Raw genomic sequence first — 14,022 nt, forward strand, 5'->3', positions numbered from 1 at the left:
CGGGAGTGCGCCCAGTGGGTCTGTTAGGTCGCCCTGCGGAGCGCGAGGCGATCGAGCGGCTGCTCAGTGATGCGCAAGCCGAACGCAGCGGGGTGCTGGTCGTGCGCGGGGAGGCGGGCATCGGCAAGAGCGCGCTCCTGGAACATGCTCGCGAAGCTGCGTCCGCCTGTGGGTTCCGGGTGGAGACCTCGGTCGGAGTGGAGGCGGAGACGCAGTTCGCGTTCGCGGGCCTGCACCAGCTGTGTGCGCCGCTGCTGGACCGCGCGGGCGAGCTGCCGGTCCCCCAGCAAGCTGCCTTGGGCGTGGCCTTCGGGCAGCGCAGCGGCCCCGCGCCGGAAGGACTCCTCCTGGGTCTGGCCGTTCTCCACCTGCTGGCCGGGGGCGCCGAGGACGGGCCGGTGCTGTGTCTGGTCGACGATGTGCAGTGGCTGGACGAGGCGTCTGCGCAGGTCCTGGCGTTCGTGGCACGGCGGGTGTCCGCCGAGCGGGTGGTTCTGCTGTTCGCGCGGCGCGACACCGTGGCGGGCGACGATCCGCTCGCAGGCCTTCCCGAGATGAGGCTGGACGGCCTCGGTGACTCCGACGCACGGCAGCTTCTGGCCACCGCGGTCGGCACGCCGTTGGACGAAACGGTCTGCAACCGGATCATCGCGGAGGCGCGCGGCAACCCCTTGGCGCTCCTGGAGCTGCCTCGCGGTGGGTCTGCCGCGCTGCTGGCCGGTGGATTCGAGGTGCCGGAGGCGGCGAGCGTGCCAAGCCGCATCGAGGACAGCTTCCGACGTCGTTCCGCCCACCTGCCGGCCGAGACCCGACTTCTGCTGTTGCTCGCCGCAGCAGAGCCCACCGGGGAGGCGGCACTGTTGTGGCGCGCAGCGGCTGAGCTCGGCATCGGTCCTGAGTCAGCTGCGCCCGCAGAGGCCAGCGGGTTGCTGGAGATCGCCGATCGGGTGTGGTTCCGCCATCCGTTGGCCCGCTCGGCGGTCTACCAGGCGGCCACACCTCCGGACCAGCGTCGAGCCCACGCCGCACTGGCTGCCGCCACCGACGCCCAGCGGGACCCCGACCGGAGAGCGTGGCACCGTGCGAGATCCGTGCTGGGAACCGACGAGGAGGCTGCCGCCGACCTGGCGCGCTCGGCGGCCCAGGTCCGAGCGCGAGGCGGGCTGGCTGCCGCAGCCGCATTCCTGGAGCGCGCGGCAGAGCTGACGCCTGATCCTTCCACCCGCGCAACGCGGGCACTGGCCGCTGCCCACGCCAAGTACGAGGCCGGCGCATCCGAGGCCGCCCTGGGGTTGCTGGATGTGGCCAGAACCGGGTCATTGGACGCCCTGCAGCGCGCCCAGCTCGAGCTGCTGGACGCACGGATCGCTTTCCACCTGACCCGGGGCGGCGACATGCCGGGGACGCTGCTCGACGTGGCCAAGACCCTCACCCCACTGGATCCGACCTTGGCACGCGAGACCTACCTGCACGCGATCGATGCCGCGATCCACGCCGGCCACCTCGCCTGTGGGTGCGGCGTGCTGGACGCAGCCGAAGCCGCCCGCGATGCTCCCCCGCCGCCGGCGTCGCTGCGACCGGTCGATCTGCTGCTGAACGGGCTGTCGACGAGGTTCACGGACGGGTTCGAGGCCAGCGTCCCACCCCTGAAGCGGGCATTGGAGATGCTGCTCGACCCCGAGACCTGCGTCGACGACGAAGACCTCCGCTGGCTCTGGCTGGCCTGCCATGTCGCGGCGATGCTGTGGGACGACGAGGCCCTCCATGTCCTGGCCAACCGCGCGGTCCGCCTCGCTCGAGACGCCGGCGCGCTGTCCGCCCTCCCTGCCGCGCTCAACGCCGTCGCCTCGATACTCGTGATCGCCGGCGAGCTTGCGCATGCCACCGAGCTCGCCGCCGAGGAGTCCGCCATCACGGAGGCGACCGGGGCCCCGCCGCTGCCGAACGCGCGGCTCATGATCGCGGCGTGGCGTGGCGAACAGCCCAAGACGCTGGAGCTGTACGCAACCATGGTCGAGGAGGCGACCGAGCGTGGCGAGGGGGCGACGGTCAGCCTGGCCGAGTCCACGCTGGCCGCCTTCCACAACGGCCTGGGCAACTACGACGCCGCGCTCGCCGCCGCGATACCGCCTTGCAAGCACGACGACCTGGCGTACAGCAGCCTGGCGCTTCCTGAGCTCGTCGAGGCGGCAGTGCGCGTCGGTGACCACGACCGCGCCGCCGCCGCACTGGAGCAGCTCAGCTCCAGGGCCCAGGCCAGCGGGACGAACTTCGCGCTGGGGCTGGCCGCACGATCACGCGCGATGACGATGACCGGCCCTGCCGCGGAGGAGCACTACCGCGAGGCCATCACGCGGCTCACCAAGTGCCGGTGGGCCGTCTTCCTGGCGCGCGCCCACCTGGTCTACGGCGAGTGGCTGCGCCGCGAGGGCCGACGGCAGGACGCCCGCGAACAGCTCCGCACGGCCCACAGCATGCTCTCGGACATGGGGATCGAGGGGTTTGCCGAGCGCGCCGCCCGCGAGCTGCGCGCCACGGGCGAGCATCCTCGCAAGCGCACAGCTCAACCGACGGACGCGCTCACCGCCCAGGAAGCGCAGATCGCCAGGCTCGTGGCGACCGGCGCGACCTCACGGGAGGTGGCGGCGCAGCTGTTCCTGAGTCCCCGCACCATCGACGCCCACCTCCGCAACATCTTCCGCAAGCTGGACATCACCTCCCGGCGCCAGCTCAGGGACTTTCCGCTCCCCTGACCTACCGATCCACCCTGGCGTGCTCCCGGCCGACTGCGACCCGACCAAGCGACTCGACGACATCCCGTCTTGGGACTCCATGAGCGCGGCCTGCTCAGCTGGCCGGCGGGGCATCGAAGTGAAGGAGAAATTGCGCTGCGTCGTCGCCCCAGTCGATCGGGGTCCGCCCGGTCAGGCGCCAACCAAGCCGTCCATACAGGGCGATGGCGCGGGCGCAGTTCTCGGCCACGTCGAGCGTCAATCGAAGTCCGCGCTCTGCCGCCCACCTGCTCGCATGGTCAACCAGAGCTCCACCCACACCAGACCCCGCCGCATCGGGCGATACGAAAAGGCGCTCGAGCGTCAGTTCCGGCGGCATCGGATGATTTCGAGCCACGCACACATGACCCATGACCTGGCCGTCCCGCACCGCCACCCAGGCAGCTGCTGCATCGGCATACGTCAGCCAGGCGCGAGGATCGTCGGGCCATCGGACGGGATAACGCTGGTCGACATGCACCTGGGCGAGTATCGCGGCGCAGGCTTCGAGATCCAGATCTTGCCGCTCCCTGATGAGGTAAGACACCGCTTCATGCAAACGCACCCTCCCGCGGGAGACAAGCGACTGTCGCGGTCGCGGCTGCTGTGCCGACGATGATCCTCGACTCGACGCCCGACGGCATGTGCTCCCATGGCCGCAAATGCACAGTGGCCCCGACTGCGTTTCCGCAGTTCAGGGCCACTTTTCTTGTGTGTCCGAGGGGGGACTTGAACCCCCACGCCCGTAACCGGGCACTAGCACCTCAAGCTAGCGCGTCTACCATTCCGCCACCCGGACATGCACCCCGTTTTGGTGGGGCGCGGTGCAGCACTGAACTCTAACAAACGTCCCTCCGGGTGCCGAACCCGGGATGCCGTTCAGCCGGCACACGAGCAGCACGCCTTGGAATGCCAACGATCAGCGCGGTGCGTTACCCACAGGTTGTCCACACGTGTGGGTAACCCTCCACCAGACCTTGAGAGTCAGATGACCGTCGAGATCGCATGGATGACGATTCCGGCCAGGCCGCCCACGACGGTGCCGTTGATACGGATGAATTGCAGGTCGCGGCCGACGTGCAGCTCGATGCGGTCCGCGGTCTCCTTGCCGTCCCACCGGTTGACCGTCGCCGAGATGACCGTGGCGACCTCGTGGCCGTAGTTGTTGACCGCGTACGACGCGATGTCGGCGATCGTGGTGTCCACCCGCTCGGCAAGGACGGGGTCGTCGATCAACCGGTGACCGAGCTTGTCGATCTCCTGGTTCGCACGGGTGCGCAGCAGACCGGTCTCGTCGCCGAGCGACCCGATGAGCGCCCGGCGCAGCGCCTCCCACAGCTGGACGGACGTCGTGCTGAGCCGCGGCTGCGACAGCATCCGCTCCTTGAGGCGCTCGAACCGCTCCATGGTGTCGGGGTCGTGCTGCAGCCCGTCGGCGAGATCGCGCAGCCAGTTGTCGAGCGCGATGCGGGCGTTGTGGTCGGGCGTCCGGCCGATGTCGGCGACCCACTCGACGACCTGCTCGTGGACCCAGGTCGCGACCCGCTTGTCGAGCCACTGCGGCGTCCACGACGGTGCGCGGTTCTCGATCAGGGCCGCCACCTCGTCGTGGTTGCTGGCCAGCCAGCGGCTCAGCTCGTCGACGGCCAGGTCGACGAGCCCGCGGTGGGCGTCGTCGCGCAGCACCTCCTCGAGCAGCTGGCCGACGACGGGACTGAGCTCCTCCTCCTTCAGCCGCGGGATCAGGGCCTCCTGGACGACTGCGGCGACGTCTGATTCCCGGACGTGCGACAGGGCGTCGGCCAGGATCCGGGATCCCTCGTGGACGAGGCGTTCGGAGTGCTTGCCGACCACGAGCCACTCCCCGACCCGCCGGCTCATCCCGGCCGAGCCGATCCGCTCGCGGATGACGTCCTCCTTGAGGAAGTTGTCCGCGACGAACTCCTGCAGGCTCTCCCCCAGCGCCTCCTTGCGCTTGGGGATGATCGCGGTGTGCGGGATCGGCAGCCCGAGGGGATGGCGGAACAACGCCGTCACGGCGAACCAGTCGGCGATCGCGCCGACCATGGCCGCTTCCGACCCGGCATTGACGTAGCCGAGGAAGCCCGAGTCGTGATCGCGGGTCAGCACATAGATGATCGCGGCGAGGATGAGCAGGGACAGGGCGAGCGCCCGCATCCGGCGCAGCCCTCTGCGACGTACGGCGTCACCCGCGGACATCCCCTCGGGCATGGCAAGACTGGCGGCATCTGTCGAGGTCACACGGCGACAGTAGTCCCGTGCGGCGACGCCCGCGCTGCGTAGACTTCCGGACATGAACCACGGGATCGCCGCATGAGCTTCAACGAGGGCTCGAACCTCGACACCAGCCAGGTGACGGGCGGTGGCTCACGCGGCGGACTCGCGATCGGCGGCGGCATCGGCACCCTGGTCATCGTCCTGATCGGCGCCTTCCTCGGCGTCGACCTCACCTCCCTCGGCAGCAGCGCCGCGAACCCGTACGACCAGGGCCAGGTGCAGCCGGGCGGCGCCACCTCCGAGCAGTCCTTCGAGCAGTGCAAGACCGGCGCGGACGCCAACCGCGACGACACGTGCCGCATCATCGGCACCGTCAACAGCGTGCAGGACTACTGGCAGGACGCCCTTCCCGCGGACGTCGGCCGCCAGTACCGCGCGGCAAAGACCGTCATCTACTCCGGCTCGACCCAGAGCCCCTGCGGCACGGCCTCGAACCAGACGGGTCCGTTCTACTGCCCCAGCGACGAGCGCATCTACATCGACGCGAGCTTCTTCGACGAGCTCACGAGCCGCTTCGGCGCCGACGACGGAGCGCTCGCGCAGGAGTACGTCGTGGCGCACGAGTACGGCCACCACGTCGAGAACATCCTGGGCTTCCTGGCCAAGGGCCAGGACCGCAAGACGGGTCCACTGAGCGGCGGCGTACGCATCGAGCTCATGGCCGACTGCATGGCGGGCGTGTGGGCCAATCACGCCGCCACCACCAAGGACGACCAGGGCAACACGCTCCTCAAGCCCTTCACCGACGCCGACATCCGCTCGGCTCTCTCGGCGGCGTCCGCGGTCGGCGACGACCACATCCAGGAAGACCTCGGCGGCGGCACCGTCAACCCCGAGACCTGGACCCACGGCTCGAGCGAGTCGCGCCAGAAGTGGTTCCTCGCGGGCTACGAGAGCGGCACGGTCAACGCCTGCGACACGTTCAGCACGAACGATCTGTGAGCGGTGGCTGATCCCGTAAGCCCCGAGGACGCCCCCTGGGACCGCAGGCCCCTGGGGCTCGAGATCTGGATCGTCCTCGGCCTCTCGCTCGGCGCCTCCGGGGTGTACGCCCTCGTCAGCCTGATCCGCAAGGCCACGCTCCCGGGCGGGCTCCGCGACCAGACCGCGACGCTCAACAGCACGCAGGACGACCGCCAGGTCTTCGACTTCATCTACCAGGTGCTCGGCATCGGGTTCGCCCTCGTGCCGGTCGCGCTGGTGCTCTACCTGCTCTCGCTCGACCCCGTCCGCGAGCCCGTCACGCGCCGCCTCGGCCTGGACCGCGCGCGCTGGCGCTTCGACGCGCTCTCGGGCTTCGGCCTCTTCGCGCTGATCGGCATCCCCGGTCTCGCGTTCTACTTCGCCGGCCGGGCGCTCGGGATCACCGCCGAGATCATCCCGTCGCCCGACATCGAGTACTGGTGGACGATCCCCGTCCTCATCCTTGCGGCGGTGCAGAACGCCGTGCTGGAGGAGGTCGTGGTCATCGGCTACCTGATGACCCGGCTGCGCCAGATGAGCTGGGGCGTCCCGGCGACGATCGTCGCCGCGGCCGCCCTGCGGGCCAGCTATCACCTCTACCAGGGCGTCGGCCCGGGCATCGGCAACTTCGTGATGGGCCTGGTCTTCGGCTACTGGTTCCACCGCTCCCGGCGTGTCATGCCGCTGGTCGTCGCCCACACCTTGCTCGACGTCGTAGCCTTTGTCGGTTACCTCCTGTTCGCCGAGTCCCTGGGTTTGAAGTGAAGATCTCGTACGACCCGGCGCTGCCGATCACCGATCGCCACGACGACATCGCTGCGGCGATGCGCGACCACCAGGTCGTCGTGGTGGCCGGCGAGACCGGCTCCGGCAAGACCACGCAGCTGCCCAAGATCGCGTACGAGCTGGGTCGCCGCGCGATCGCGCACACCCAGCCGCGCCGCATCGCCGCCCGCTCGGTCGCCAAGCGCATCGCCGACGAGTGCGAGGTCGACCTGGGCGCCGAGGTCGGCTACGCCGTCCGTTTCGACGACCAGACCAGCGAGGCGACCGCGATCCGGCTGGTCACCGACGGTCTCCTCCTGGCCGAGCTGCAGCGCGACCGCAGGCTGTCCCGCTACGACACGGTCATCATCGACGAGGCCCACGAGCGGTCGCTGTCGATCGACTTCCTGCTCGGCTACCTCAAGCAGCTGCTCCCCCGACGTCCCGACCTCAAGGTCGTCATCACGTCCGCGACGATCGACGTCGAGCGCTTCGCGGAGATGTTCGACGCGCCCGTCATCGAGGTCAGCGGCCGGACGTACCCGGTCGAGATCCGCTATCGCCCGCCGGCCGAGACCGGCGCCGACGACGAGCTCGACGCGATCGCCCAGGCCGTCTCCGAGCTGCCCACCGAGGGCGACATCCTGGTGTTCCTGTCCGGCGAGCGCGAGATCCGCGACGCGACCGACCACCTCAACGGCAAGAAGTACCCGCGCACCGAGATCCTGCCGCTCTACGGACGGCTCGCCGCCGCCGACCAGCAGAAGATCTTCAGCAGCCACCCCGGCCGCCGCATCGTCCTGGCGACGAACGTCGCCGAGACGTCCCTGACGGTCCCCGGCATCCGGTACGTCATCGACCCCGGCCTGGCCCGCATCTCGCGCTTCAGCCAGCGGCTCAAGGTGCAGCGCCTGCCGATCGAGCCCATCTCGCAGGCCAGCGCGTCCCAGCGCGCCGGGCGGTGCGGCCGCGTCGCGGACGGCATCTGCATCCGGCTGTACTCCGAGGAGGACCACGACAGTCGTCCCGAGTTCACCGATCCCGAGATCCAGCGCACCAACCTGGCGTCCGTGCTGCTGCAGATGGCGTCCCTCGACCTCGGCGACATCAAGGACTTCCCGTTCCTCGACCCGCCGGACTCGCGCGCGGTCAGCGACGGCCTCAACCTGCTGTACGAGCTCGGGGCCCTGGACACCAAGAAGGGTGGCCGGGCGCTGACCAAGATCGGCCGGCGCATGTCGACGCTGCCGACCGATCCACGTCTCGCGCGCATGCTGCTGGCCGCCGACCAGCTCGGCTGCCTCGGCGACGTCCTGGTGATCGTCTCGGCCATGTCGATCCAGGACCCTCGCGAGCGTCCGCTCGAGCACCAACAGGCTGCCGACGAGATGCACCGCCGCTTCCGCGAGCCCGACTCGGACTTCCTGTCCTACCTGACCCTGTGGAAGTACATCCGCGAGATGCGCGACGAGCTGTCGAGCTCGGCGTTCCGCCGGTTGTGCCGCGACGAGTTCCTGCACTGGCTGCGCATCCGCGAGTGGCAGGACGTGCACGCGCAGCTGCGGCGCACGGCCAAGGAGCTCGGGCTCAAGCCCGGTGCAGTCGGCGCGGACCCCGACCGGGTCCACCAGGCGCTGCTGAGCGGCTTGCTCTCACACGTGGGCCTGCGCGACACCGACGGCCGGGAGTACCTCGGCGCCCGCCAGGCCAAGTTCATGATCTTCCCGGGCTCCGGCCTCGCCAAGAAGCCTCCGCGCATGGTGATGGTCGCCGAGCTCGTCGAGACCGGACGGCTCTGGGGGCGTACGGCCGCCAAGATCCAGCCCGAGTGGGCCGAGGAGGTCGGCGCGCACCTGGTCAACCACGTCTACAGCGAGCCGCACTGGTCACGTCGCCGCGGTGCGGTGATGGCCCGCGAGAAGGTGCTGCTGTTCGGCATCCCGCTGATCGCGGACCGGCTGGTGCAATACGGCAAGATCGACCCGGTCGTCTCCCGCGACCTGTTCATCCGTCACGCGCTGGTGCAGGGCGAGTGGCGTACGCACCACGAGTTCTTCGCGGCCAACCAGCGGATGATCGAGGGCGTCGAGGAGCTCGAGGAGCGGCTGCGGCGGCGCGACCTGCGGGTCGACGACGAGACGCTGTACGCGTTCTACGACCAGCGGGTGCCCGCCGACGTCGTGTCGACGCGGCACTTCGACTCGTGGTGGAAGCAGGCGCGTCGCAAGGACCCCGACCTGCTGACGTTCGATCCCGCGATGCTGAGCGACGGGCCCGAGGGGGCCGACGACGAGTTCCCGCGCGAGTGGCACTCCGACGGCGAGTCCTATCCGCTGACGTACGCGTTCGAGCCCGGTATGCAGGACGACGGGGTGACCGTCGACCTGCCGGTGGATCGCCTGATGACCGTGGACGACCGCGCGTTCGACTGGCACGTGCCGGGTCACCGCGTCGAGCTGGTCACCGAGCTCATCAGGTCGCTGCCCAAGCGCCTGCGGCGCGAGTTCGTGCCGGCGGGACAGTTCGCTCCGCGCCTCGTCGAGGCGATGGACCCGTCCGCGTCCGATCTCAGCGAGGAGCTCGCCCGCCAGATGCGGCTGCTCAACGGCACGATCGTGTCGGCGGACGACTTCGACTTCGACTCGCTGCCGCCGCACCTGCGCGTGACCTTCCGTGTGGTCGAGGGCGGGGTCGAGCTCGCGCGCGGCAAGGATCTCCAGGCGCTGCGGAAGGAGCTGTCCAGCCACGTGCGGGCCGACCTGACGAAGGTCGCGCGACAGGAGGAGCGCGCGGGGCTGCGCTGGTGGGACGTCGGCACGATCGAGCCGACGATCACGGCCGGCCAGGTGACCGGCTATCCGGCGCTCGTGGACGAGGGGGCCTCCGTGGCCCTGCGCATCCTCGACACCGCCGCCGAGCAGTCCGTCGCGATGGTCAAGGGTCAGGCGCGGCTGCTGTCGTACGCCCTGCCGACCCCCGTGCCCCAGCTGGGACGCGCGCTCGACCTGCACGCCAAGCTGCTGCTGTCGACGGGCCCGCACAAGGACGCGGCCGCGGTCATCGAGGAGTGCTGGCTCGCGGCCCTGGAGTCGCTCGTGGTGCGGCACGGCGGGCCGGTGTGGGACGAGGTGACGTTCGGCCTGCTGCACGACGCCGTGCGCGCCGAGGCGTACGACGAGACCGAGCAGGCCGTCCACGCGGTGATCGCGACGCTGCAGGCTCTCGGCGAGGTGACGCCGCTGCCGGCGACCGAGGCGGGCGAGGACGTACGCGTGCAGCTGTCATGGCTGATCTACCCCGGGTTCATCCGGGACGCGGGGGTGGCGCAGCTGCGGCGGCTGCCGCTGTACCTGCAGGCGGCCAAGCGCAGGCTGGACGCGCCGCTCACCGACGACCTGCTCGCGACGCAGGAGCTGGAGGCCCGGTTCCACGCGCGTACCGCATCGTTGTCGGTGTGGGCTCGGCTCTCACCGGAGGTGCAGCACGTCCGGTGGGCCCTCGAGGAGCTCCGCCTGAGCCTCCTGGCCCAGAACCTGCGGACCGCGTTCCCGGTCTCGGTCAAGCGCGTCACCGCCCTCGTCGACGCCCTCTGACCGCCCGCGGTTGCCGGGGGTTGCCGGTTTCCCACGGGACCGTGGGGTTTGCGCACCTCCCTCGCGTCGAAACGCTAGGGAAGTGACGAATCCCCACGGGACCGTGGGAAACCGACGACGGGGTCAGACGCCCAGGAGGTCGATCACGAAGACGAGCGTCTTGCCCGAGAGGCGGTGGCCGCCACCGGCGGGGCCGTACGCGAGCTCGGGCGGGCACACGAGCTGACGGCGACCGCCGACCTTCATGCCGGGGATGCCCTCCTGCCACGCCTTGATCAGCTGCGGCAGCGGGAAACGAGCGGACTGGCCGCGGTCCCACGAGGAGTCGAACTGCTCGCCGGTGTCGAACTCGACGCCGACGTAGTGGACGTCGACGACGCCACCGGGGACGGCCTCGGGTCCGTCGCCCACGATGAGGTCGGTGATCTGGAGCTCGGTGGGCGCGGGGCCCTCGATGAAGTCGATTTCAGGCTTTTCGGTCATGCTCCGATCCTTCCACATCCCCACGCTGCCACAATGTCGCCCATGCGTGCCACCGTCCTCCATGCCCCCCGTGACATCCGCCTCGACGAGGTCGCCGACCCGCAGCTGGTGCACGACACCGACGCGATCGTCCGGGTCGTCGCCTCCTGCGTCTGCGGCTCCGACCTGTGGCCCTATCGCGGGATCCACCCGCCGGCCCATCCGGTACGCATCGGGCACGAGTTCGTCGGCATCGTCGAGTCCATCGGCGCGAGCGTCTCGACCCTCTCGCCGGGCGACTTCGTCATCGCTCCGTTCATGTACGCCGACAACACCTGCCTGCTGTGCCGCCACGGCGTCCACACCTCGTGCCGCAACGGCGGCATCTGGGGAAGCCCGGACCGTCAGGGCCTGGACAACGACGGCGGTCAGGGCGAGATCGTCCGCGTGCCGCAGGCCGACGGGACGCTCGTCGCGACCCCCACCCAACCCGACCAGGACATGGTCGCCCACCTGCTGACCCTCTCGGACGTCTTCCCGACCGGCCACCACGCCGCCCTCGCCGCGGGGGTCACCGCCGGCAGCAACGTCGTGGTGGTCGGCGACGGCGCCGTCGGCCTCAGCGCCGTGCTCGCGGCCAAGCGACTCGGCGCCGCCTCGGTCATCGCGATGAGCCGGCACGAGGACCGCCAGCGGCTGGCCAAGCAGTTCGGTGCCGATCACATCGTCGCCGAGCGCGGCAAGGCGGGCGCCGCACAGGTCAAGGAGATGTTCGACGGCATCGGCGCCGACCACGTCCTGGAGTGCGTGGGCACCAAGGAGAGCATGGAGCAGGCGATCCGCAGCGCCCGCCCCGGTGGCCGCATCGGCTACGTCGGCATCCCGCACGAGGCGGTCGTCGACCTGCCCACGATGTTCGGCCGCAACATCGGCATCGGCGGCGGCGTGGCACCGGCTCGCGCGTACATCGAGGAGCTCCTCCCCGACGTCCTCGCCGGGACCGTGCGCCCCGGCGACGTCTTCGACCTCACCCTTCCGCTCGACCGGGTGGCCGACGGCTACCGGGCGATGGACGAGCGTACGGCGATCAAGTCGATGCTGACGGTCTGAACGGCTCCGCCGCGACCACCGCATCCGCGTTGATCGGCCCGTACACGTGCGGGAAGGGCTCGGGCTGGCCCGGCACGTCATCGAGCTGCCACGGGGACGTCAGCAGGTCGGTGTCGATCTCCAGCAGGGCGAGCGGCTCAGCGACCTCGCGGTAGAACCGCTCGTGGACGCCGTCCACCTGCCCCTCCTGGGAGCAGTGGATGAACCCCACGTCGGACAGGTCGAGACCCAGCGTCGAGACCGTGTACGTCCCGCGGCTCCGCGCCTCGGCCCACGCGTCCGCCGTCGCGAGGTGGAAGATCCTCACAGAGCACCTTCGGCGCGGTCGTTGAGCCGGGTGAGACTGCGGGCGAAGGTCGCGACCTCCTCGGGCGTCCAGTCGTCGAGCAGGCCGATCAGCACCTGGTGGCTCTTGCGGCGGTACTCCGCGACCTTCTCCTGCGTCTCGGGACGAGCCACGAGCAGGTGGGCCCGGCCGTCGTCGGGATCGGGGACACGGCTGATGAGCCCGAGCTTCTCCATCGAGGCGATCGCGCGGCTCGCAGTCGACTTGTGCACCCCGAGCTCCTCGGCGATCTCCGATCCGCGGATGCCGTCGGGGGCGTCGCAGATCGCGAGCAGGAACGTGAACGTGCCGTAGTCGAGGCGGGGGTGGATGTCTCCCAGGGAGCGGAGGCTGCGCCCTCGTACACGGCGGACGAACCGTGTCAGCTCGTAGTCGACGTCAAGATCGGCCGGGAGTTCGCTCGTCATGGCTGCATCATAGAGAACAACCCCGAACGCCCTTCCCCTCCGGTCGGAACAGCGGAGAGAGGATGTCGCTATCGCTCGGTCATCGCTCAGCGCAGCTCGGACGAGGTCAGGTCGAGCAGCCGCCGGGCCACGATGAGCTGCTGGATCTGCTGCGTGCCCTCGAAGATGTCGAGGATCTTGGAGTCCCGCGACCACTTCTCGATCAGCTCGCGCTCGCTGTAGCCGTAGGTGCCGGCCAGCTCGACGCACCGCAGGGTGATCTCGTTGCCGATGCGGCCGGCCTTGGCCTTGGCCATCGAGGCCTGCATCGAGTTGGGCTTGCGGTTGTCGGCCATCCACGCGGCCTGCAGGGTCAGCAGCAGGGCCGCCTCCCAGTCGGCCTCCATCGCGATGAAGGTCGCCGCGGCGTACGACTGGGTCTGCGCGGGACGGTCGTAGTCGATGACGACGCCGGCGGCCTCCAGCAGCTCGCGGGTGTCCTCGAGCGCCGCCCGCGCGCAGCCCACGGCCATGCCGGCCACCAGCGGACGGGTGTTGTCGAAGGTCGCCATGGCGCCCGCGAAGCCCTGCTTGGTGTCGATGTCCGGACTGCCCAGCAGGTTCTCGGCCGGCACGCGGCAGTTGTCCAGCACGATGACGGCCGTGTCGGACGAGCGGATGCCGAGCTTGTGCTCGAGCCGCTCGACCCGGATGCCGGGCAGGCTCTTGGGCACGAGGAACGACTTGATCGCCGCCCGGCCGAGGCTCTTGTCGAGCGTGGCCCACACGACGACGGAGTCGGCCCGCTCCCCCGACGTGACGTAGATCTTCTCGCCGTTGAGGACGTACGCGTCGCCGTCCTTGACCGCGGTCGTCGAGATGTTCGCCGAGTCCGATCCCGTGCCCGGCTCGGTGATCGCCATCGCGGCCCACGTGCCCTTGAAACGTTCGAGCTGCTCGTCGTTGGCCACCGAGGCGATCGCGGAGTTGCCGAGCCCCTGGCGTGGCATCGACAGCAGCAGGCCGACATCGGCCCAGCACATCTCGATCACGGACAGCACCGACGACATGTTGGCGCCGTTGCGGACCTTGCTCGTCCTGGCGTCCCCGTCGTCGTCCCCGCGACGTACGCCGGCCGCGCCCGCGCCCTGCCCCTGGCCCGAGTCGGCCATCCCGTCGACGAGGGACGCGAGCAGGTCGAGCTCCTTGGGATAGGCGTGCTCGGCGAGATCGTACTTGCGGGAGTTGGCGCGCAGGAACTCCTGCGCGACCTGGTGCGCCTGCTGGACGAACGGACGGAACTTGCGGGGGGTCTCAAGATTGATCAT

Annotated in this window: 11 protein-coding genes and 1 tRNA gene; 5 read left to right on the forward strand and 7 right to left on the reverse strand. The window is 70.0% G+C overall.

Going from position 1 to position 14,022, the window contains the following annotated elements:
• The first annotated feature begins 14 nt into the window (after positions 1 to 14).
• Positions 15 to 2,753 carry an AAA family ATPase gene (locus GEV27_RS10295; protein WP_309222162.1) on the forward strand — a complete coding sequence of 913 codons (2,739 nt, stop codon included), beginning with the start codon at positions 15 to 17 and terminating at the stop codon, positions 2,751 to 2,753.
• A 94-nt stretch (positions 2,754 to 2,847) separates the two neighbouring features.
• Here GEV27_RS10295 and GEV27_RS18065 read toward each other — a convergent pair whose 3' ends face one another.
• The 3 genes from GEV27_RS18065 to GEV27_RS10310 form a co-directional block, all read right to left on the reverse strand.
• Positions 2,848 to 3,318: an N-acetyltransferase gene (locus GEV27_RS18065; protein ID WP_194840001.1), complete on the reverse strand. Its 471-nt coding sequence runs from the start codon at positions 3,316 to 3,318 to the stop codon at positions 2,848 to 2,850.
• Positions 3,319 to 3,485: 167 nt separating this feature from the next.
• Positions 3,486 to 3,570: transfer RNA gene (locus GEV27_RS10305), tRNA-Leu, on the reverse strand.
• 185 nt (positions 3,571 to 3,755) lie between these two features.
• Positions 3,756 to 5,033: a DUF445 domain-containing protein gene (locus tag GEV27_RS10310; RefSeq protein ID WP_243839029.1), complete on the reverse strand. Its 1,278-nt coding sequence runs from the start codon at positions 5,031 to 5,033 to the stop codon at positions 3,756 to 3,758.
• 72 nt (positions 5,034 to 5,105) lie between these two features.
• Between GEV27_RS10310 and GEV27_RS10315 the strand changes: the two genes are divergently transcribed.
• From GEV27_RS10315 to hrpA, 3 genes are read left to right on the forward strand one after another with little or no spacing between them, the layout of a single operon-like run.
• Complete coding sequence (locus tag GEV27_RS10315; protein ID WP_153934206.1) at positions 5,106 to 6,011, forward strand: neutral zinc metallopeptidase; 906 nt, start codon at positions 5,106 to 5,108, stop codon at positions 6,009 to 6,011.
• 3 nt (positions 6,012 to 6,014) lie between these two features.
• Positions 6,015 to 6,797: a CPBP family intramembrane glutamic endopeptidase gene (locus GEV27_RS10320; RefSeq protein ID WP_309222163.1), complete on the forward strand. Its 783-nt coding sequence runs from the start codon at positions 6,015 to 6,017 to the stop codon at positions 6,795 to 6,797.
• A complete protein-coding gene (hrpA, locus tag GEV27_RS10325) occupies positions 6,794 to 10,390 on the forward strand; it encodes an ATP-dependent RNA helicase HrpA (RefSeq protein WP_309222164.1) in 3,597 nt (1,198 codons plus the stop codon). Before GEV27_RS10320 ends, hrpA begins: the two co-directional genes overlap by 4 nt.
• A gap of 123 nt (positions 10,391 to 10,513) precedes the next feature.
• Here hrpA and GEV27_RS10330 read toward each other — a convergent pair whose 3' ends face one another.
• The gene (locus GEV27_RS10330; protein WP_153934207.1) at positions 10,514 to 10,873 is read right to left on the reverse strand and encodes an FKBP-type peptidyl-prolyl cis-trans isomerase; all 360 of its coding nucleotides are present in this window, start codon (positions 10,871 to 10,873) and stop codon (positions 10,514 to 10,516) included.
• Between the two features lie 42 nt (positions 10,874 to 10,915).
• On the opposite strand from GEV27_RS10330, the gene GEV27_RS10335 reads away from it, so the two are divergent.
• Positions 10,916 to 11,962: a zinc-dependent alcohol dehydrogenase family protein gene (locus GEV27_RS10335; protein ID WP_153934208.1), complete on the forward strand. Its 1,047-nt coding sequence runs from the start codon at positions 10,916 to 10,918 to the stop codon at positions 11,960 to 11,962.
• On the opposite strand, the gene GEV27_RS18070 is transcribed toward GEV27_RS10335, so the two are convergent.
• From GEV27_RS18070 to GEV27_RS10350, 3 genes are all read right to left on the reverse strand, one after another.
• Positions 11,940 to 12,269, reverse strand: a complete 330-nt coding sequence (locus tag GEV27_RS18070; RefSeq protein ID WP_309222165.1) for a DUF952 domain-containing protein — start codon at positions 12,267 to 12,269, stop codon at positions 11,940 to 11,942. The genes GEV27_RS10335 and GEV27_RS18070 overlap by 23 nt on opposite strands.
• The gene (locus GEV27_RS10345; protein ID WP_153934210.1) at positions 12,266 to 12,715 is read right to left on the reverse strand and encodes a MarR family winged helix-turn-helix transcriptional regulator; all 450 of its coding nucleotides are present in this window, start codon (positions 12,713 to 12,715) and stop codon (positions 12,266 to 12,268) included. The genes GEV27_RS18070 and GEV27_RS10345 overlap by 4 nt, the downstream gene beginning before the upstream one ends.
• Positions 12,716 to 12,801: 86 nt before the next feature.
• Positions 12,802 to 14,022: an acyl-CoA dehydrogenase family protein gene (locus GEV27_RS10350; protein WP_153934211.1), complete on the reverse strand. Its 1,221-nt coding sequence runs from the start codon at positions 14,020 to 14,022 to the stop codon at positions 12,802 to 12,804.

Origin of the sequence: Aeromicrobium sp. S22 (genome assembly GCF_009661045.1) — a bacterium.
Taxonomy (GTDB): Bacteria; Actinomycetota; Actinomycetes; order Propionibacteriales; family Nocardioidaceae; genus Aeromicrobium; species Aeromicrobium yanjiei.